Here is a 19,976-nt window from a genome sequence, read left to right as displayed (position 1 = left end):
TGTCCCGCCCTCCCACCCCCGCCACGCCAGCCCACGGACTGGCAACCGCCGCATTGGCTTCTGTCTTGATCCTCGCCGTGGCCGTGGCCGTGGCCCTGGCTCCGGCTCCGGCTCCGGCTCCGGCTCGTTTCGACTGCAACGGATGCCCCGGCCCGCCCCAGCGCCTATAATCGGGGGCCACATTGCCTGTTGCCCCGCCATGACCGCCGAAACGGCCGCCGAACTCCACACGATCATCGACCTGATCCGCTACGGCACCAGCCGTTTCAACGCCGCCGGGCTGACCTTCGGGCACAGCTACGACAACGCCCTGGACGAAGCCACCCAGCTGGTCCTGCACAGCCTGCACCTCCCGCATGACCTCGGCCCCGCCTACGGCCAGGCGCGCCTGCTGCAGGACGAAAAGGTCCGCGTGCTGGACCTGTTCCAGCGCCGCATCGACGAGCGCATCCCGGCTGCCTACCTCACCGGTGAGGCCTGGTTCGCCGGCCTGAGCTTCAAGAGCGACACCCGCGCCCTGGTGCCGCGCTCCCCGATCGCCGAACTGATCGAGTGCGGCTTCGAGCCGTGGCTGGCCGGCCGCGATGTCCATCGCGCCCTCGACCTGTGCACCGGCTCGGGCTGCATCGCCATCGCCATGGGCCACTACTACCCCAACTGGGAAGTGGATGGCGTCGACCTCAGCGACGAAGCACTCTCGCTGGCCGAAGAGAACAAGGAACGTCTGCAGACGCAGAACGTCACCCTGCTCAAGTCCGACCTGTTCAACGGCCTGACCGGCCGTCACTACGACCTGATCGTCACCAATCCCCCGTACGTCACCAACGACGAGACCGATGCCCTGCCGCAGGAATACGCCTACGAGCCGGAAATGGGCCTGCGTGCCGGGCACGACGGCCTGGACCTGGTGCTGAAGATCCTGCGCGACGCCCCGCTGCACCTGAGCGAGGATGGTCTGCTGATCTGTGAAGTGGGCGAGTCCGAGCAGCACCTGTACAAGCTGCTGCCCGAAGTGGATTTCCGCTGGGTCGAGTTCAAGGTCGGCCAGATGGGCATCTTCGCCGTGGAGTGCCGCGAACTGATCGCGCACAGCGCCCGCATCACCGAACTGGCAGCGCAGCGGCCGTGAGTTCCAACAGCTTCGGCAAACTGCTGACCGTTACCACCTTCGGCGAATCGCACGGTCCGGCGATCGGCTGCGTGGTGGACGGCTGTCCGCCGGGGCTGGAGATCAGCGCCGACGAATTCGCCCATGATCTGCAGCGGCGGGCCACCGGCAAGAGCCGGCACACCTCCGCGCGGCGTGAAGCGGATGAGATCGAGATCCTCTCCGGGGTGTACGAGGGCCGCACCACCGGCACCCCGATCGGGCTGCTGATCCGCAACACGGATCAGCGCAGCAAGGATTACACCAACATTGCCCAGCAGTTCCGCCCGGGCCATGCCGACTACAGCTACTGGCAGAAGTACGGCATCCGCGATCCGCGCGGGGGTGGTCGTTCTTCCGCGCGCGAAACCACCATGCGCGTCGCCGCCGGTGTCATCGCCAAGAAGTGGCTGCTGCAGCGGCATGGCGTCACCGTGCGTGGTTATCTCTCGCAGCTGGGCGAGATCATCCCGACCGGGTTCGACTGGTCGGCGGTGGAAGACAATCCGTTCTTCTGGCCGGTCGCCGATCAGGTGCCTGCGCTGGAGAGCTACATGGATGCGCTGCGCAAGTCCGGTGATTCGGTCGGTGCGCGCGTCAACGTGGTGGCTGACGGCGTACCGCCGGGCTGGGGCGAGCCGATCTACGGCAAGCTCGATGGCGATCTGGCGGCCGCGCTGATGAGCATCAACGCGGTGAAGGGCGTGGAGATCGGCGATGGCTTTGCCAGTGCCGCGCAGAAGGGCACCGAACACCGTGACCTGCTCACCCCGCAGGGGTTTGCCAGCAACCATGCCGGCGGCATCCTCGGTGGCATCTCCACCGGCCAGCAGGTCACTGCCTCGATCGTGCTCAAGCCGACCTCCAGCCTGCGCCTGCCCGGTGCCACGGTGGACGCCACCGGTACCTCGGTCGAGGTGATCACCACCGGCCGTCACGATCCGTGCGTGGGCATCCGTGCCACCCCGATCGCCGAGGCGATGATGGCCCTGGTGCTGATGGACCAGGCGCTGCGCCACCGCGCCCAGTGCGGTGATGTCGGCCAGATCACCCCGCGCATCCCGGGCACGATCGATGGCTGATCGGCGCCCCAAGGTCTGGGTCAGCCAGCCCCTGTTCGACGATGTCGTCGAACAGCTCGGGCAGCATTTCGACCTGACCATGACCGGCGACGTCACCCGCTATACGCCGCAGATACTGGCCGAACAGCTGGCCCACGTCGACGGCGCGCTGATCACCCTCAACGAACGCATCGGTGCAGCCGAGATCGCCAACGCGCCCCAGCTGCGCGCGATCGCCAACGTCGGTGTGGGCTACAACAACCTGGATATCGACGCGCTCAGCGCCGCCGGCATCCTGGCCAGCAACACCCCGGATGTCCTGACCGAAACCACGGCCGATCTCGGCTTTGCGCTGCTGATGGCCACCGCCCGCCGCATCACCGAATCCGAGCGCTGGCTGCGTGACGGGCAGTGGGGGCAGTGGTCGTTCCAGACCATGCTCGGTGCGGACATCCACGGCAGCACGCTGGGCATCCTCGGCATGGGCCGCATCGGCCAGGGCATTGCCCGTCGCGGTGCGCACGGCTTCGGCATGCGCGTGCTGTACCACAACCGTTCGCGGCTGCCCGAGGCCACCGAGGCCCAGGTCGGCGCGCAGTACGTGGGCCTGGATACGCTGCTGGCGCAGGCCGATCACCTCGTGCTCGTGCTGCCGTACAACGCCGCCTCGCACCACATCATCGGTGCCGATGCGCTGGCAAAGATGAAGCCGACCGCCACGCTGATCAACATCGCCCGCGGCGGCATCGTGGATGAGCTGGCGCTCGCCGATGCACTGGCCAACGGGCGCCTGGCCGCCGCCGGGCTGGATGTGTTCGAAGGCGAACCGACGGTGCGCCCGGAACTGCTCGCCCTGCACAACATCGTGCTGACCCCGCATATCGGCAGCGCCAGCCAGGCCACCCGCCGGGCGATGGTGCAGCTGGCCGTGGACAACCTGACCGCCGCACTGGGGCAGGGCCCGGATGCCGGCCACCCGCCGAGCGCGATCAACGCCGACGCTGTCGCTGCCGTGAAAACCGGCGGCGCGACCGTGGGCGGCAAAAAAATCGACGACGCAAAACGATAGGGAACCGCGCTGGCCAACAGGCGAGGTTCCCGAACCGGTAGGTACCGACCGATGGTCGGCACATATCTCCAAGGCACGGCAGGTACCGATCGTTGGTCGGTACACATCCCCAACGCACGTTACGTATCGGCCACGGGTCGGTACACCCAACAGAGGTTTTCATGAGCAATCCAGATCGTCGTTTCCACCTCGCCGTCGTCGGTGCCACCGGTGCTGTCGGCGAAACCATGCTGGCCATCCTGGCTGAGCGCAACTTCCCGATCGCCACGCTGAGCCTGCTCGCGTCCTCGCGTTCGGCCGGTGGCGAGATCGAGTACCAGGGTGAGAAGATCAAGGTCCAGGACCTGAGCACCTTCGATCCGAACGGCGTGGACATCGCGCTGTTCTCCGCCGGTGGCAGCGTCTCCAAGGAGTTCGGCCCCAAGTTCGCCGCCGCCGGTGCGGTGGTGATCGACAACTCTTCGGCCTTCCGTTACGACGATGACGTGCCGCTGGTCGTCTCCGAAGTGAACCCGGAAGCGCTGAAGAACCGCCCGCGCGGCATCATCGCCAACCCGAACTGCTCGACCATGCAGATGCTGGTCGCACTGGCGCCGCTGCACCGCCAGTATGGCATCGAGCGCATCAATGTGGCCACCTACCAGTCGGTGTCCGGCGGCGGTCGCTCGGCGCTGGAAGAACTCGGCAAGCAGACCGGCCAGTTGCTCAGCTTCCAGGAAATCGACCCGCAGCGCTTCCCGGTGCAGATCGCGTTCAACCTGATCCCGCACATCGATGATTTCCAGGACAACGGCTTCACCAAGGAAGAAATGAAGCTGGTCTGGGAAACCCGCAAGATCCTCGGCGATGACAGCATCCTGGTGAACCCGACCGCCGTGCGCGTGCCGGTGTTCTATGGCCACTCCGAAGCGGTCACCATCGAAACCCGCGACAAGGTCACCCCGGATGCCGCGCGTGAGCTGTTGTCACGTTCGCCGGGCGTGGAGGTGGTCGACAAGCATGAAGCGGGTGGTTATCCGACCCCGGTCACTCACGCGTCGGGCACCGATGCGGTGTACGTCGGCCGCATCCGTGAGGATCTGTCGCACCCGCGTGGCCTGAACCTGTGGATCGTCTCGGACAACATCCGCAAGGGCGCTGCCCTCAATGCCGTGCAGCTGGCCGAACTGGTCGCCGCCGAAGGCTGATCGCGTCGTGGTCGGCGGCATGGGGATGCCGCCGACCGCCCGCATTGAAACATCGCCGATCACGGGGGGAGCCGTTATATTGGCCGCCATGAAGAACCGGGCTCCGGGCGCAGTGCGTCCGCTCAAGTATGTGTCGACGCTGCTGCTGGCCCTGGCCAGCAGTTCCGCCATGGCCCTGGGCCTGGGCGATATCCGGGTGCTGTCCAAACCGGGCCAACCCTTGCTGGCCGAAATCCCGGTCATTTCCGCCGATCCGTCCGAGCTGGAAAACCTCCGCGTTGCGCTGGCCTCGCCAGCGACCTTCGCCCGGGTCGGGCTGGAACCGCCGTCCGGACTGGTCAGCGAGCTGCAGTTTGAGTTGACCCGCAATGCGCAGGGCCGCGCCGTGGTGCGCGTCAGCAGTCATGCGCCCGTGGCGACGCCCGCGTTGAATTTCCTGATCGAAGCTTATTGGGGGCAGGGCCGTCTGGTCCGTGAGTATTCCGCCCTGGTGGATGCGCCCAACAGCGCCGCCGCCGTGGCCGAGCCGGAGATCGTCGCCCCGGCGGGCGCGATGTCCAACGCCATCATCCGTGAGCCTGCGCCGGAGGCGGCAGCCGTCGCTGCGCCGCCGCGCCGTGCTGAACCCGCCGCCGCACCCCGGCCGGCCGCGCCGAGGGCTGCACAGGCCGCCCCGGCCGCGCCCGTCGCCGCCGATGGTAGCGTCACCGTCCAGCGCGGACAGACGCTCTCGCAGATCGCCGGTCCGCTGGCGCGCGAGCAGGGCATCAACCGCGACCAGGCGATGATCGCGCTGCTGCGGGCCAACCCCGAGGCCTTCATCCGTGGCAACGTGAACCTGCTCAAGCAGGGTGCGGTGCTGCGCACGCCGGGCGCCGATGGGCTTGCCCAGATCGATGCACAACAGGCTGCGGCGATTGTGCGCGAGCACACCGCGCAATGGCGGCAGTCGCGCGCGGCGATCCCGCAGCCCGCCGACAGCGGGGGGGCCGCCGCGCCGTCTCCGGCCCCGGCCGCACCGACCGCTGCTGGCCAGGGCGCACGCCTGGAAATCGCGCCGGCCGTCGCCGCCGCCGGCACCACCGCAGGCACAACCACCGGCACCGCTGCCGGCACCGAGGGCGACATGCTGGGTAACGAACAACTGCGACAGGCCAAGGAAGACGTCGCCACGCGCGATGCCGAGATCCAGGAACTGCGCGAACGCGTGGCCGAGCTGGAAAAGCTCAAGGCCCAGCAGCAATCCCTGATCACGATGAAGGACAACGATCTGGCCGCTGCGCAACAGCGCCTGGAGCAGGCACCCGGCACGCGTGACAGCGCCGGCGGTGGCTGGTACTGGTTGGGCCTGGTCGTGCTGCTGCTGGTGGTCGGTGGATGGGCGCTGGTACGCCGCCGCAAGCCATCGCCGCTGCCGCCGCTGTCGCGCGATGGGCTCGATGGCGCGGCATTGGCCGCGGCCGTCCCCGCAGCCGACTATGTGGACGAACTGGCCGCGCAGCAGGAGGACGCGCAGCGCGTGCCCGACGAAGAGACCATTGCAGAGGCCGACGTCTACGCCGGGCTGCGCCGCGAGCCGGTCTTCCCGCTCGCGCCTTCCCCGCACGACGCCGAGCCGCACGATGCCCTCGACGATCCTCGCTGGAGTGCTACCGCGACGGACGAAGCGCCGGTGTTGCCCGAGGCAGAGGCGACGGCGGCGTCTGCGTACAGCATCGAGGCCGACGCTCAGCATGTGAACGTAGACGATGCGCTGTTCCGCGAGCCGACGCCGCTGATCGAGCCGCCAGCGCATGCGCTGGAAGCTGCCGCGCAGCCGTCGTTCCGCGGCGTGTTCGAATTCCCCGATGAAACGGCCACTGCCGAACGTCCAGCAGTCGAAAGCGATGACACCCTCGCGGCCGACGCTGAGCCGGTGACTGCCGGCCATGACGTCACCCTCGATAGTGCCGACTCGGTCGCCGACAACGCGCCCACCGCGCCCATCGGCAGCCCCGGTCGTGATCGACTGGAACTGGCCATCGCCTACCTGGACCTCGGCGATGCCGAGACCGCGCGGACCCTGCTGCACGAAGTGGCCGTCGGCGCCGACCCGCACAGCCAGGCCGAGGCGCGCGAACTGCTGGCGCGACTGGGATGAGCGACGCCCGCCCGCTGGCCGCCCGCGAACGGCGCCTGGACTATGTCGAGTTCGCCTCGCGCGATCCCGCCGCCAGCCGCCACTTCTTCGAGCAGGTGTTCGGCTGGTCGTTCGTGGATTACGGCCCGGACTACACCGCCTTCGACGATGGCCGTTTCCAGGGCGGCTTCTTCCGCGCTGAGCCGCAGACGGCCTCCGCTGGCGGCGCGCCATTGCTGGTGATCTACGCCGATGATCTGCAGCCCATGCTCGAGGCCGTGCTGGCCCAGGGCGGGCAGATCATCAAACCGGTGTTCGCCTTCCCCGGTGGCAGCCGCTTCCAGTTCGTGGAGCCCGGCGGCAACGAGCTGGCCGTATGGTCCGAGCGCGACGCCGTCTGATGCACTACCCGGCGCCTGCGCCGGCCCCCCCAAACCATTGAGGTTCACCATGCGCTACGCACTGGGCGTGGAATACGACGGCAGCGAATTCAAAGGCTGGCAGCAGCTCGGTGAGAGCGGCTGCCCAAGCGTGCAGGCCAGCCTGCAGGATGCGCTGTCCTCGGTGGCCAATGCGCCGATCCAGGTCGTGTGTGCGGGGCGTACCGATGCCGGGGTTCACGGTGAATGCCAGGTCGTGCATTTCGATACCGATGTCGTGCGTGATCCGCGCAGCTGGATGCTGGGCACCACCACGCGCCTGCCGCGCTCCATCGCTGTGCGCTGGTGCGTACCGGTGGCCGACGAGTTCCATGCGCGCTTCGCCGCGCGCGCGCGCCGCTACCGCTACCGTCTGCTCAACCGCCAGGTCCGCCCGGCACTCTATCGGCAGACCCTGAGCTGGGAGCGCCGGCCGCTGGATGCCGAGCTGATGCACGCGGCCGGGCAGGCCCTGTTGGGTGAGAACGACTTCAGCGCCTTCCGCAGCGTGCAGTGCGAGGCCCTGCACGCGCGCCGGCACATGCAGTCGCTCTCGGTGACCCGTCAGGGCGAGGTCGTGGAGGTCGCCGTTCAGGCCAATGCATTCCTTCATCACATGGTGCGCAATATCGTCGGTTCATTGATCCTGGTCGGTTGTGGTGAGCAGCCGGTCGCGTGGATGGGGCAACTGCTGGCCGGGCGCGACCGCACCGTGGCCGGCCCGACCGCTCCGCCGCAGGGATTGGTCTTCGTTGGTCCCCTGTACCCCGACAACTGGCAGCTGCCTGCCGAGGTCACCTTATGAGCCGCTCCTTCTACCGCACCCGTATCAAGTTCTGCGGCATGACCCGTGCCGGCGATGTGCGCCTGGCCGGCGAGCTCGGCGTGGACGCCGTCGGCTTCATCTTCGCCCGCGAGAGCAAGCGCCGGGTCGCCCCGGCCGAGGCGCGCGCCATGCGCCAGGCGATCGCACCGATGGTGGACGTGGTGGCCCTGTTCCGCGACAACACCAAGGAAGAGGTGCGCGAAGTGCTGCGCACTGTGCGGCCGACCCTGCTGCAGTTCCACGGCGACGAAGACGAATCGTTCTGCCGCAGCTTCAACATGCCGTACCTGAAGGCCGTGGCGATGGGGGGCAAGGACGAGGTCAACGCCCGCCAGCTGCAGTTGCGCTACCCCAGCGCGGCCGGCTTCCTGTTCGACAGCCACGCCCCCGGTGGCGGCGGTGGCACGGGCGTGGCCTTCGACTGGACCCGCCTGCCGACCGGCCTGCACCGGCCCTTCCTGCTGGCCGGCGGGATCACCCCGGACAACGTGTTCGACGCGATCGTGGCCACGCTGCCGTGGGGTGTGGATGTGTCCAGTGGCATCGAATCCGAACCGGGCATCAAGGACGGCTACAAGATGCGCAAGTTCGTCGAAGAAGTGCGCCGCGCCGATTGCCACGAAGCGGATTGATCCGCCCACCCTGGGCCTGGCACCCAGCACCCGGTAGTGCCGGCCGTTGGCCGGCAGCCTGATACACCCGCGCACTCACCCCTTCAGCTGCTCCTGCAGCCACCCGGCCAGCGCATCCACCCGCGGATCCGCCGCCCCCTCCGGCGTGGCCAGCGCCCAAAACCCCCCGGTCGCGCCGAATCCCCAGGGTGCCAGCAGCCGGCCGGCGGCCAGCTCATCGGCCACGAGCGGTTCTGGCGCGATCGCCACGCCCAGTCCGGCGACCGCCGCTTCCAGCAGGTAATACAGATGCTCGAAGCCACTGCCCAGCTGCAGCTGTGCCGGCTCCAGCCCATGCGACAGGGCCCAGGCCGGCCACGCCTGCGGGCGTGAGGTCGTATGCAACAGCGATTCGCCCAACAAGGAGGCGGGCGGCTGATGCGCCAGCCGCGCCGCGGCCGGGTGCTGCGGACTCACCACCACGCCCACCCGCTCGGGCGCCAGTTCGCGCACCTGCCAACCGCGTGGCCACGGCGGCTGGGCGAGCAGCAGGACCGCATCCAGGCCCTGCTGCCCGGCGGTGAAGCTCCCGTCCTGGGCGGACCAATGCAGCGGCAGCTGGGGCAGGGCGGTCTGCAGCGCCTGCAGGCGGGGAATCATCCAGCGCGCCAGGATGCTGCCGCTGCAGCCGAGCACCAGCGCTTCGGGCCGCTGCTGGCGCTTGAGCGCCACCACCGCCTCGCGGATCTGCTCGAAGGCACCTTCGCAGGCGGCCTGCAGATCCTCGCCGGCGCGGGTCAGGCGCAGCCCACGCCCTTCGCGCTGGAACAACACGACGCCGAGGTGTTCCTCCAGCAGGCGCAGTTGGCGGCTGATCGCGCCATGGGTGACATGCAGTGCCTCGGCGGCACGGCCAACCCCGCCCAGCCGCGCGGCCGCTTCAAAGCTGCGCAGGGCATTGAGCGGGGGCAACGGTCCGTCGGTCATGTGAGTTTTCCTGACAGGTCGTGGCAGATATTATCGATATTCCTGTCATGACAGGTGCGTTAAATTGGCAGCCTGTCTCCACCGGCTGTCGCGCTATGTCTGCTTCCCCCGTCTCCCCCATCGTCGATTTCCACGCCTACCCCGATGCCAACGGCCATTTCGGCCGCTATGGCGGGAGTTTCGTCGCCGAGACCCTGATCGGACCGTTGCAGGAGCTGGCGGCCGCCTATGACCAAGCGCGTCGCGATCCGGCCTTCATCGCCGCCTACGACAAGGACCTGACCCACTATGTGGGCCGTCCCAGCCCGATCTATCACGCCGAGCGCCTCAGCCAGCAGGTCGGCGGCGCGCAGATCCTGCTCAAGCGCGAGGACCTGAACCACACCGGCGCGCACAAGATCAACAACACCATCGGCCAGGCGTTGCTCGCCGCGCGGATGGGCAAGACGCGCATCATCGCCGAGACCGGCGCCGGCCAGCACGGCGTGGCCAGTGCCACCGTGGCCGCCCGGCTGGGCCTGGAATGCGTGGTGTACATGGGTGCCACCGACATCGAACGGCAGAAGATCAACGTCTACCGCATGAAGCTGCTCGGGGCGACGGTGGTGCCGGTCACCTCCGGCTCGGCCACGCTCAAGGATGCACTCAACGAAGCGATGCGCGACTGGGTCACCAACGTGCGCGACACCTTCTACATCATCGGCACCGTCGCCGGCCCGGACCCGTACCCGCGCATGGTGCGTGACTTCAACGCGATCGTCGGCCGTGAAGCGCGCGCGCAGATGCTGACCGACTACGGCCGCCTGCCCGATGCGATCACCGCCTGCGTCGGTGGTGGCAGCAACGCAATCGGCCTGTTCCATGCCTTCCTCAACGACCGCGACGTGCGCATCGTCGGCGCCGAAGCCGCTGGCGACGGCATCGAGACCGGGCGCCATGCTGCCTCCATCGCGGCCGGTCGCCCGGGTGTGCTGCACGGCAACCGCACCTATGTGATCTGCGACGATGACGGCCAGATCACCGAAACCCATTCGGTCTCGGCCGGCCTGGATTATCCGGGCGTCGGCCCGGAGCATGCGTTCCTGGCCGATGCCGGCCGCGCCGAGTATGTCGGTATCACCGATGACGAAGCGCTGGCTGCGTTCCACCAGTTGGCCCACAGCGAAGGCATCCTGGCCGCGCTGGAATCCAGCCATGCGGTGGCCCAGGCGATCAAGATCGCGCGCGATCTGCCGCGCGACAAGCTGGTGCTGTGCAACCTGTCCGGCCGTGGCGACAAAGACGTGCACACCATCGCTGCCCGCGAGGGTCTCGTTCTGTGAATCCGCTGCTGCGCCAGGGAAGTGCGCTGCTGATGGTGGTCGGCCTGACCGGCTGCGCGCCGCCGGATCCGCCGGTGTTGCCGGCCCCTGCCGCGCCTGTGGGCGCGGTGGCGCCGGCGCGGCAGCTGGCGAGCAATGACGATGACATTGCCAACCGCCCGATCGAGGACGCGCCGGAACCGCCCAAGGCTGCCGATGCGCCCGTTGTGGATGACGCTGCGCCGTCGGTAGTCTCGGTCGCGCTGGATCATGCCGGCGATGTGGTGATCGGGCAGCGCTTCACCGAGCTCGCCGCCGATGGCCCGTGGCATTCGGCCGGCCTGAGCGAAGGCGAGCCCAGCGGCGCCTGCGAGTACTACGAGCGTGGCAACCTGCCCGAAGGCGTCTCGATGATGGTCGAGGATGACCACGTGCAGCGCTTCGAGCTGGCCCCGATCGAGGAATCCTACGAGGCCATCACCCAGCCGGGGCCGTTCGGGCTGCGCCTGGGCATGACGCTGGATGAAGCGCTCAAGCGTCTGCCGCCCGGCAGTACGCGCGCACCGCATGCCTATGACCCGGAAACGGGCGAGTACCTGACCTGGCAGGACCCCGGTTCGGATCTGGCGATCCGGCTGGAGATCTTCGACGGGGTGATATCGAAGCTGTACTGGGGCGCCAGTGGCGCCGTTGAACTGATTGAAGGATGTGCCTGAGATGTCCGTGGACCGTATCGATGCCTGTTTTGCCCGCCTGCGCGATGAGCGCCGCAAGGCGCTGATCCCCTTCATCACCGCCGGCGATCCAGGCCTGGAGGCTACCGTGCCGGTGATGCATGCACTGGCCGCCGCCGGTGCGGACGTGATCGAGCTCGGGGTGCCGTTCTCCGACCCGATGGCCGACGGCCCGACCATCCAGCGCAGCTCCGAGCGTGCGCTGGCCCGTGGGGCAGGGTTGCGCTATGTGCTGGAGACCGTCGCCGCGTTCCGCAAGGACGACGCCACTACCCCGGTGGTGCTGATGGGCTACCTCAACCCGGTCGAGATCCACGGCACGGCCCGCTTCGCGCAGTCCGCCATCGCCGCCGGCGTGGACGGCATCCTGCTGGTCGATCTGCCGCCGGAAGAAGCGGCAGAAACCCGCGAGATCTTCACCGCGGCCGGCCTGGCGCTGATCCTGCTGGCTTCGCCGACGACCGCCGATACCCGCCTGGATACGCTGTCCGCGATGGCCCAGGGCTACCTGTATTACGTCAGCTTCGCCGGCGTGACCGGCGCGTCCGAACGCCTGGACAGCAGTGCGGCCAGTGCCCGCCTGCGCGACCTGCGCCGCCGCTCCAGCGTGCCGGTGGTGGCCGGCTTCGGGATCAAGGATGCGGCCAGTGCCGCGGCCATGGCCGTGGAGGCCGATGGCGTGGTGGTAGGCAGTGCGCTGGTGGCTGCACTGGGTGAGGCGCCCGACGCCACGGCTGCGGCAGCAACCGCGCAGGCATTCCTCACGCCGCTGCGACGTGCCCTCGACGCCGCCTGAAGCACGTAAACGTACGTACCAGAATGGTTTACGTCAGCCCCCCGGCAACCGCCGGGGGGTGCCCGAGCATGGAAACGGTGAGCTAGACTGTCCGCCTTTGCGGCCCCCGGGCCGCCCTGAACGGAAGTAGCATCCCGCATGAGTTGGCTCAGCAAGTTGATGCCGTCTGGCATCCGCACCGACAACGTTCCCAGCAAGAAGCGCAGCGTCCCCGAGGGCCTGTGGGAGAAGTGCAGCAGCTGCGGCAGCGCGCTCTACCGTCCTGAGCTGGAAGAGAACCTGGAAGTCTGCCCCAAGTGTGGCCATCACATGGCCATCCGCGCGCGTGCGCGCCTGGCCGCGCTGTTCGATGCGGACAGCACCACCGAGATCGGTGCGCGCCTGGGGCCGACGGACCTGCTCAAGTTCAAGGACCAGAAAAAGTACAGCGAGCGCATCAAGGCCTCGCAGAAGAACACCGGCGAGTACGACGCACTGATCGCCATGCAGGGCCTGATGAAGGGCCGCCCGCTGGTTGCCTCGGCCTTCGATTTCGCCTTCATGGGCGGCTCGATGGGCTCGGTGGTCGGTGAGCGTTTCTCGCTGGCTGCGGAAAAGGCGCTGGAGATCGGCGCGCCCTACGTGTGCTTCTCCGCCAGTGGCGGCGCGCGCATGCAGGAAGGCCTGTTCTCGCTGATGCAGATGGCCAAGACCTCGGCCGCGCTGGGTCGCCTGCGCGATGCCGGCCTGCCGTACATCTCGGTGCTGACCCATCCGACCACCGGTGGCGTGTCGGCCTCGTTCGCGATGCTGGGTGATATCAACATCGCCGAGCCGCAGGCACTGATCGGTTTCGCCGGCCCGCGCGTGATCGAGCAGACCGTGCGCGAAAAGCTGCCGGAAGGCTTCCAGCGCTCGGAGTTCCTGCTCGAGCACGGTGCGATCGATCAGATCTGCGACCGCCGCGAGATGCGTGACCGCCTGTCGGAGATCCTGGCCATGCTGGCGCGTCAGCCCGCACCCGCACCGGATGCGGCGGCCTGATGGCGTCGCGCAAGTATTTCGGCACCGACGGCATCCGCGGCAAGGTCGGTGAGGGCGTCATCTCCGCCGATTTCGTGCTGCGCCTGGGCAATGCGCTCGGGCGTGCGCTGACCGAGCGCAACGGGCACCGCCCGGTGGTGGTGATCGGCAAGGACACCCGTATCTCCGGCTACATGTTCGAAGCCGCATTGGAAGCCGGGCTGGTCGCCGCCGGCGCCGATGTGCAGCTGCTCGGCCCGATGCCGACGCCGGCGGTAGCCTTCCTCACCCGCACCCTCGGTGCGGATGCGGGTATCGTCATCAGCGCCTCGCACAACCCGCACTACGACAACGGCATCAAGTTCTTCTCCGCCGATGGCGAGAAGCTCGATGACGCCACCGAGCTGGCGCTGGAAGCCGCGCTCGATGCGCCGTTCACCACGGTCGAGTCCGAGCGGCTGGGCAAGGCCATGCGTGCCCGCGATGCGGTTGGCCGCTATATCGAATTCTGCAAGGCCAGCGTGCCGCGCGGGTTCGATCTGCGCGGGCTGAAGATCGTGCTCGACTGCGCGCACGGTGCTACGTACCACGTCGCCCCGCTGCTGTTCCGCGAGATGGGCGCGGAGGTGATCAGCATCGGCGATGCGCCCAACGGCCTGAACATCAACGATGGCGTCGGCTCGATGCACATCGACAATCTCGCTGCGAAAGTGCGTGAGGTTGGGGCCGATTTCGGTATCGCCTTCGACGGCGACGGCGACCGCGTGCTGATGGCCGATGACCAGGGCAATCCGGTCGATGGCGATGATCTGCTGTTCGTGCTGGCCCAGGCCTGGCAGCGCAGTGGGCGCCTGCATGGTCCGGTGGTCGGTACGCTGATGACCAACTTCGGCCTGGAGCAGGCACTGGAACGGCTGAACATCCCGTTCCAGCGCAGCAACGTCGGCGACCGCTACGTGCATCAGGCCCTGGTGGAAAACAATGGCGTGCTCGGCGGCGAAGCCTCCGGTCACCTGTTGTGCCTGGATCGCGCCACCACCGGTGATGCGATCGTCAGCGCGCTGCAGGTGCTGGAAGTGCTGCGCCGTGACGGGACCTCGCTGCGCCAGGCGCTGTCGGTGCTCAACAAGGTGCCGCAGAAGACCGTCAACGTGCGTCTGCAGGGCGCGGCCAAGGCGACCGTGCAGGCCGAGAGCGTGCAGGCCGCGCTGGCGGCTGCGCAGCAGGCAGTGAAAGGGCGTGGGCGTGCGTTCCTGCGCCCCTCGGGCACCGAGCCGGTGGTGCGCGTCACCGTCGAGGCCGACAGCGCCGAGCTGATGCAGTCCACGCTGGACAGCCTCTCGGCAGCGGTGAAGGCAGCTGCCGCGGCCTGAGCCGGGCAGGGATGCCGGAAACTGAAAACGCCCCGGGAGACCGGGGCGTTTTCGTTGCAGCGGCGTGGTGCGTTACGGCCCCGCCACCATCTTCTTCTTCTTCGCCTTGAAGCGATTGAACAGGGGTGCGATCAACGGGTGGTAACTGTAGGCGATGCGCTTGCGCAGCCAGCTCGCCGGCCGGTTGCGGATCGCGAACCGATAGATGTGCCCCGGATCGCCGCCGACCACGTTGCGGCCGAACGGATGCGTGGTATGCAGGTAGTTGAAGCCCTGCGCCCGTGCGATCTGCACGTAGTCCTCGTCGAAATCGCCGTACGGCCAGCACAGCGTGTCCGAGACCGTTCCCAGCTGCTGCTGCAGCACTTCGCGTGCCACCGAGAGGTCGCCGCTGATGCCTTGGCGCTTGTGCTCGCGGGAGATATCCTGCTTGAGCCAGCGCGTGTGCGTGTGGGTATGGCAGTGCACCTCGAACGTGCCGGCGGCGATCATCGCGCGCGCTTCGCTCCAGCGCATCATCACCTCGTCCGGGCGGTTCTCGCGCAGGATCGCCGCCTCGCAGCCGCGATGGTCCGGCGTTGCGGGCAGGGTGGCGCCGGCCTGGCCGGCATGCGGGCGGACATCGCCTTCGCCCATCCAGCCGGTGACCACGAACACGACCGCGTGCATGCCGTACTTGGCCAGGATCGGGTGCGCGTACACCCAGTTGTCCAGGTAGCCGTCATCGAAGGTGATCACGATCGACTTGGCGGGGGTCGGCTTGCCAGCGAGGAAGCCTGCGTACTGGTCCAGCGTCAGCGAGGTCCAGCCGTTGGCCGCCAGCCAGGCGATCTGGCTTTCGAAGTTCTCCGGCGACACCGTGATCATCCCCGGAGAGGGGGAGACATGGTGGTGCATCAGCACCGGGACGGATCTAGCGTTGGCCATGGCCCAGTTCCTTCAACCACTGGTGGTAATAGTGTTCGGTCGCTTCAGTGTGACCGGTCGGGGTGAAACGGTGGGCGCTGCGCATCCACTCCCAGCCCGCCAGGCCCATCTGCTGGCGGCGGTCGGGCTGCTCGATCAGGGTGCGCAGTGCGTTGGTCAACGCAGCCTGATCGCCCAGCGGTGCGAGCAGGGCGTTGCTGCCTTCCACCACCATCTCCGGCACGCCGCCCACGCGCGTGGCGACGATCGGCACGCCGACGTACGCAGCTTCGAGAAACACCGTGCCGGCTGCCTCCTTGTGGGTAGCGAGAGCGAAGATATCGAAACCGGTCATCAGCCGGCAAGCGCCCTGGCGGTAGCCCAGCAAGTGCACCTGGGCGGCGATGCCGAGCTGCTCGCGCAGGGCGATCAGGCGGTCCATCACCGGCTGGCCGTCGCCGACGATCACCAGCTGCACGCGCGCATCGGCGCGGCACAGCGGCGCCATGGCCTGCAGCAGTTCCAGGTGGCCCTTGGGCTCGCGCAGCACCGCGACGCAGCCGACCACGATCTGTTCGTCGTTGAAGCCCAGCTCCGCGCGCACGTCCGCGCGGGTGTCCTGCAGGCACTGCCACGGGTCGCGCTTGGCGATCTGCGACCACTGCGGCGGTACTGCGATCGGCGGGACGATGCCGACGTGCGCGTCCTCGATGCCGCGGCTGACCATCAGCTTCTTCACGAAACTGCTCACCGTCATCACCCGGTGGGGCAGGCCGGTGTAGGTCAGCAGCGAGTTGATCGGACTCATCAGGTGGCGCGAGCGCACCACCAGTGGCGTGCCGCCCAGGCGTGCGCCGGCAGCGGCGATCAGGCTGTCGCGGCGGCTGGTGGTGTTGACCACGTCGTAGCCTTGGCGGCGCACCAGGCGCGAGACTGACCAGATCCCCCGCAGCATGCGCAGCAGGCCGCCCATTTTCAGCGCGTGGACGGTGAAGCCGGCTTCGCGCGCCATCTCGCCCAGGCGGGCGCCGGGCTGGCAGAGCAGGGAGACGTCATGGCCGCGCTCGCGCATGGCCAGCATGTGGCGATAGATGTAGATCTCCTGCCCGCCAAATCCCTTGGCAGCCTCGGTATGGAGAATTTTCAGTGGCACGTTCATCGGTGGACAGTCCATGTGTGGAAAAGCGCCCGTGGCATGCGCGGGCGGCCATCGTCATTGCCTGCGGGATCGCGCCAGCGCATCCCATGCGCTGTGCGGTGCCATGGGTGGAGGGTCATGCGGGTCCATTGGCCACACGCTGGGCCCTGCCGGCGTGAGCCAGCGCAACGCCGTCGGCGATGAGGGGAGGGCAGGGCATCCATGAGGCGGACCGGGCGACGCTGGGAGTAAAGGGGGGCGGCGCGTGAGCGTCGCCGTTAGCCCGTTCTGGCCGTCTGGGCGCGCGCATTGTATCGGTTTGTATCAATGTATCGGTGGCGGGGTTGGCCCGTTCTGGCACAATGTTCAGCCGGGCCACAGCTGGCCCACCGACCACCATGAACAAGCAGGAATCGCTGTGAGCCAGATCCCCACCCTCGATATCACCCGTTTTGACACCGACCGCGACGCGTTCGTGGCCGAGCTGGGTGCGGCCTACCGCGAATGGGGCTTTGCTGGCATCCGCAACCACGGCATTCCGCAGGCCGACATCGACGCCGCGTATGAGGTCTTCAAGGCCTTCTTCGCGTTGCCGGAAGAGACCAAGCGCCAGTACCACGTGCCCGGCAGCGGCGGCGCGCGCGGCTACACCGCCTTCGGCGTGGAGACCGCCAAGGGTTCGCAGCACTTCGATCTGAAGGAGTTCTGGCACATCGGTCGTGAGATCCCGGACGACTCCAAGTACCGTGACGTGATGGCCCCGAACCTGTGGCCGAGCGAGGTCCCGGACTTCCGTGAACGCGGCTACGCCATCTACCAGGCGCTGGACAAGCTGGGTTCGCGCGTCCTGTCGGCGCTGGCCCTGCACATTGGCCTGCCGGAGGATTTCTTCGCCGACAAGACCAACAACGGCAACTCGATCCTGCGTCCGATCCACTACCCGCCGATCACCGCGGAGAACATCCCGAACGTGCGCGCCGGTGCCCATGGCGACATCAACTTCATCACGCTGCTGGTCGGCGCCAGCGCCGCCGGCCTGGAAGTGCAGTCGCACGAGGGCAAGTGGGTGCCGTTCACCTCGGACGCGGACACCATCGTGGTCAACATCGGCGACATGCTGCAGCGCCTGACCAACCATGTGTATCCCTCGACGATCCACCGCGTGGTCAATCCCCCGGGCGAGCAGGCGCGCCAGCCGCGTTATTCGGTGCCGTTCTTCCTGCACCCGAACCCGGATTTCCTGATCGACGTGCTGCCGACCTGCATCACCCCGGAAAACCCGAGCCGCTACCCGGAGCCGATCACCGCCCACGGCTTCCTGGAAGAGCGCCTGCGCGAGATCAAGCTGAAGTAAGCGATCCTACCGGAGCAAGAACGAAGGCCGCCGAAAGGCGGCCTTCTTCGTTTCGTGTATTGCCTGCCTCTGGCTGGCTCCAAACATTGCTGCCCTGGTTGCATTTGGCTATTCGCTGCCCCGTGTTGGGCGAGCGCTGCCATGCCCAGCCGGGACGCGCCGTAAACCCGTCCATGGGGGCTCGACGTGCGCCATCCATGGCGCCCGACGGTCCCGGCTGGGCATGGCAGCGCTCGCCCCGACAGATTGCCTCGCCGGAGAGCAGGGCAGATTCAACGCCGACCCACCGCGTCTTAGCCGTCCCATGCAAGCCGACACACTGTCAGAGGGTGGGCGTGGGTGGGTTGGCGGGACCGTTATGCGCCATGGAAGGCGCATCTCGAGCCCCCATGGGTGAGAGCGCATTGCTTGCGAGGCACTGCCTCGCATGCGTTCGAACGCACAGCCGCCAGCGGCTGGGCCGGGCCGCGGAGCGGGGTTTACGGCGTGTCCCGCCAACCCACCCACGCCCGCCCAGTCCGGGCACGTCCACCGGCCCCGTCGCCCTTGCTTTTGACTTGGGGCCGCAACGAAAAATAAATATCCAATTGAAATGTAAGCGTTTTCTCGCCAACGCCATTTCGTTGCATCCGTTATCATGGCCGGCTGATACCCAAAGGAGCCCCCGCCATGCGCCGCAAGATCGTCGCCGGTAACTGGAAGCTGCACGGCAGCCGCCAATTCGCCACCGACCTGGTCAGTGACCTGGTTGCCGACCTCCCACTGCAGGGCGTCGAAGTCGTGGTCCTGCCGCCGCTCCCATACCTGGGCGAACTGGTCGAAGCCTTCGAAGGGCGCGCCGTCGCCTTTGGCTCCCAGGATGTCAGCAGCAACGAAAAGGGCGCCTACACCGGCGAAGTCTCGGCCACCATGTTGGCTGAAGTCGGTGCCCGCTATGGCCTGGTCGGCCACTCCGAACGCCGCCAGTACCATGCCGAAAGCAGTGAGCTGGTCGCGCGCAAGTTCGCCGCCGCCCTGCATGCCGGCCTGACCCCCATCCTGTGCGTGGGCGAAACCCTCGAACAGCGCGAGGCCCATCAGACCGAGGCGGTCATCGCCGCCCAGCTCGCCCCGGTGCTGGAACTGGTCGGCGCCGCCGGCTTCGCCCAGGCTGTAGTCGCCTATGAGCCGGTCTGGGCCATCGGTACCGGCCGGACCGCCTCCAAGGAGCAGGCCCAGCAGGTCCACGCGTTCATCCGTGGCGAAGTGGCCAAGCTCGATGCTAGAATTGCGGATTCACTGTCGATCCTCTATGGCGGCAGCGTGAAGCCCGACAACGCCGCGGAACTGTTCGCACAGCCCGATGTCGATGGTGGGCTGGTGGGCGGCGCCTCCTTGGTGGCCGCGGACTTCCTTGCCATCGCTGCCGCGGCGGCGGGGCGCTAATTAGTTACGTTGTCGGCCCAACCGCCGGCACGACATGTCCGAGGACGGATTCGAAATGCTGATGTTGATCCTCAATGTGGTCTACGTGCTGGTCGCAGTGGCCATGATCGCGCTCATCCTGATGCAGCGTGGTTCCGGCGCGGCCGCAGGGTCGGGTTTCGGTGCCGGCGCCTCGGGCACTGTGTTCGGCGCGCGTGGCGCGTCCAACTTCCTGTCCAAGTCGACCAAGTGGCTGGCCGTGGTGTTCTTCGGCATCAGCCTCTTCATGGCCTGGTACGCCAGCCATGGCTCGCGCCCGGCGGCGCAGCAGGATCTGGGTCTGATGTCGGCGCCGGCCGCCAGTGCGCCAGTCGCGCCGGCAGGCGAGCTTCCGGTCGTGCCGAAGGCCCCGGAAACCCCGTCGCAGCAGCCTGTTCCGTCGGCCACTGTGCCGGCTCAGGCGGAAACGCCAAAATCTGGTGAAGAAAAGCCTTCGGAAGGCACCCAGACTCGCTGAAGACGGTTACAATATGCGGCGCACT

Annotated in this window: 19 protein-coding genes; 16 read left to right on the top strand and 3 right to left on the bottom strand. The window is 67.7% G+C overall.

Annotated features, from left to right (window positions below; all coding sequences use genetic code 11):
* Positions 1–199 precede the first annotated feature (199 nt).
* The 8 genes from prmB (at position 200) to BCL79_RS05625 (ending at position 8,460) form a co-directional block, all read left to right on the top strand.
* Entirely contained in the window at positions 200–1,129 is a 930-nt protein-coding gene (gene prmB / locus BCL79_RS05660; RefSeq protein ID WP_121038471.1) for a 50S ribosomal protein L3 N(5)-glutamine methyltransferase, read from the top strand.
* Positions 1,126–2,229: a chorismate synthase gene (gene aroC, locus BCL79_RS05655; protein ID WP_121038468.1), complete on the top strand. Its 1,104-nt coding sequence runs from the start codon at positions 1,126–1,128 to the stop codon at positions 2,227–2,229. Before prmB ends, aroC begins: the two co-directional genes overlap by 4 nt.
* The gene (locus tag BCL79_RS05650) at positions 2,222–3,277 is read left to right on the top strand and encodes a 2-hydroxyacid dehydrogenase (protein ID WP_121038465.1); all 1,056 of its coding nucleotides are present in this window, start codon (positions 2,222–2,224) and stop codon (positions 3,275–3,277) included. Before aroC ends, BCL79_RS05650 begins: the two co-directional genes overlap by 8 nt.
* 161 nt (positions 3,278–3,438) lie before the next feature.
* Positions 3,439–4,464, top strand: coding sequence for an aspartate-semialdehyde dehydrogenase (locus BCL79_RS05645; RefSeq protein WP_121038462.1), 1,026 nt, complete (start codon positions 3,439–3,441; stop codon positions 4,462–4,464).
* Between the two features lie 88 nt (positions 4,465–4,552).
* The gene (locus BCL79_RS05640; RefSeq protein WP_121041166.1) at positions 4,553–6,604 is read left to right on the top strand and encodes a FimV/HubP family polar landmark protein; all 2,052 of its coding nucleotides are present in this window, start codon (positions 4,553–4,555) and stop codon (positions 6,602–6,604) included.
* Entirely contained in the window at positions 6,601–6,984 is a 384-nt protein-coding gene (locus BCL79_RS05635) for a VOC family protein (protein ID WP_121038459.1), read from the top strand. Before BCL79_RS05640 ends, BCL79_RS05635 begins: the two co-directional genes overlap by 4 nt.
* A 49-nt stretch (positions 6,985–7,033) precedes the next feature.
* Complete coding sequence (truA, locus tag BCL79_RS05630) at positions 7,034–7,807, top strand: tRNA pseudouridine(38-40) synthase TruA (RefSeq protein WP_121038456.1); 774 nt, start codon at positions 7,034–7,036, stop codon at positions 7,805–7,807.
* Complete coding sequence (locus BCL79_RS05625; RefSeq protein WP_088433287.1) at positions 7,804–8,460, top strand: phosphoribosylanthranilate isomerase; 657 nt, start codon at positions 7,804–7,806, stop codon at positions 8,458–8,460. The genes truA and BCL79_RS05625 overlap by 4 nt, the downstream gene beginning before the upstream one ends.
* A gap of 75 nt (positions 8,461–8,535) precedes the next feature.
* Here the strand turns inward: BCL79_RS05625 and BCL79_RS05620 are convergent, their stop codons facing one another.
* Complete coding sequence (locus BCL79_RS05620) at positions 8,536–9,426, bottom strand: LysR family transcriptional regulator (protein ID WP_121038453.1); 891 nt, start codon at positions 9,424–9,426, stop codon at positions 8,536–8,538.
* A 95-nt stretch (positions 9,427–9,521) separates the two neighbouring features.
* Here BCL79_RS05620 and trpB point away from each other — a divergent pair, with 95 nt between their 5' ends.
* The 5 genes from trpB (at position 9,522) to glmM (ending at position 14,632) form a co-directional block, all read left to right on the top strand.
* Complete coding sequence (trpB, locus tag BCL79_RS05615; protein ID WP_121038450.1) at positions 9,522–10,748, top strand: tryptophan synthase subunit beta; 1,227 nt, start codon at positions 9,522–9,524, stop codon at positions 10,746–10,748.
* Complete coding sequence (locus BCL79_RS05610) at positions 10,745–11,443, top strand: hypothetical protein (RefSeq protein WP_121038447.1); 699 nt, start codon at positions 10,745–10,747, stop codon at positions 11,441–11,443. Before trpB ends, BCL79_RS05610 begins: the two co-directional genes overlap by 4 nt.
* A gap of 1 nt (position 11,444) precedes the next feature.
* Complete coding sequence (trpA, locus tag BCL79_RS05605; RefSeq protein WP_121038444.1) at positions 11,445–12,257, top strand: tryptophan synthase subunit alpha; 813 nt, start codon at positions 11,445–11,447, stop codon at positions 12,255–12,257.
* A gap of 138 nt (positions 12,258–12,395) precedes the next feature.
* The gene (gene accD, locus BCL79_RS05600) at positions 12,396–13,280 is read left to right on the top strand and encodes an acetyl-CoA carboxylase, carboxyltransferase subunit beta (RefSeq protein WP_019182669.1); all 885 of its coding nucleotides are present in this window, start codon (positions 12,396–12,398) and stop codon (positions 13,278–13,280) included.
* Positions 13,280–14,632, top strand: a complete 1,353-nt coding sequence (gene glmM, locus BCL79_RS05595; protein ID WP_121038441.1) for a phosphoglucosamine mutase — start codon at positions 13,280–13,282, stop codon at positions 14,630–14,632. Before accD ends, glmM begins: the two co-directional genes overlap by 1 nt.
* A 72-nt stretch (positions 14,633–14,704) precedes the next feature.
* Here glmM and BCL79_RS05590 read toward each other — a convergent pair whose 3' ends face one another.
* Together BCL79_RS05590 and BCL79_RS05585 are read right to left on the bottom strand one after the other, a co-directional pair.
* Complete coding sequence (locus BCL79_RS05590) at positions 14,705–15,559, bottom strand: polysaccharide deacetylase family protein (protein ID WP_121038438.1); 855 nt, start codon at positions 15,557–15,559, stop codon at positions 14,705–14,707.
* The gene (locus BCL79_RS05585; protein ID WP_121038436.1) at positions 15,546–16,697 is read right to left on the bottom strand and encodes a glycosyltransferase family 4 protein; all 1,152 of its coding nucleotides are present in this window, start codon (positions 16,695–16,697) and stop codon (positions 15,546–15,548) included. Before BCL79_RS05585 ends, BCL79_RS05590 begins: the two co-directional genes overlap by 14 nt.
* A gap of 397 nt (positions 16,698–17,094) precedes the next feature.
* Between BCL79_RS05585 and BCL79_RS05580 the strand changes: the two genes are divergently transcribed.
* The 3 genes from BCL79_RS05580 (at position 17,095) to secG (ending at position 19,951) form a co-directional block, all read left to right on the top strand.
* Positions 17,095–18,030 (top strand): isopenicillin N synthase family dioxygenase, encoded by a 936-nt coding sequence (locus BCL79_RS05580; RefSeq protein WP_121038433.1) that lies wholly within the window; start codon positions 17,095–17,097, stop codon positions 18,028–18,030.
* A 669-nt stretch (positions 18,031–18,699) separates the two neighbouring features.
* Positions 18,700–19,455, top strand: coding sequence for a triose-phosphate isomerase (tpiA, locus tag BCL79_RS05575; RefSeq protein WP_121038430.1), 756 nt, complete (start codon positions 18,700–18,702; stop codon positions 19,453–19,455).
* Positions 19,456–19,510: 55 nt separating this feature from the next.
* On the top strand, positions 19,511–19,951 hold the full coding sequence (gene secG, locus BCL79_RS05570) for a preprotein translocase subunit SecG (protein ID WP_121041164.1): 441 nt from the start codon (positions 19,511–19,513) through the stop codon (positions 19,949–19,951).
* Positions 19,952–19,976: the final 25 nt, after the last annotated feature.

Source organism: Stenotrophomonas rhizophila (assembly GCF_003651185.1).
GTDB lineage: Bacteria > Pseudomonadota > Gammaproteobacteria > Xanthomonadales > Xanthomonadaceae > Stenotrophomonas > Stenotrophomonas maltophilia_Z.
Note: the sequence above shows the minus strand (reverse complement) of the source record. Positions and strands in the feature narration are given on the sequence as shown.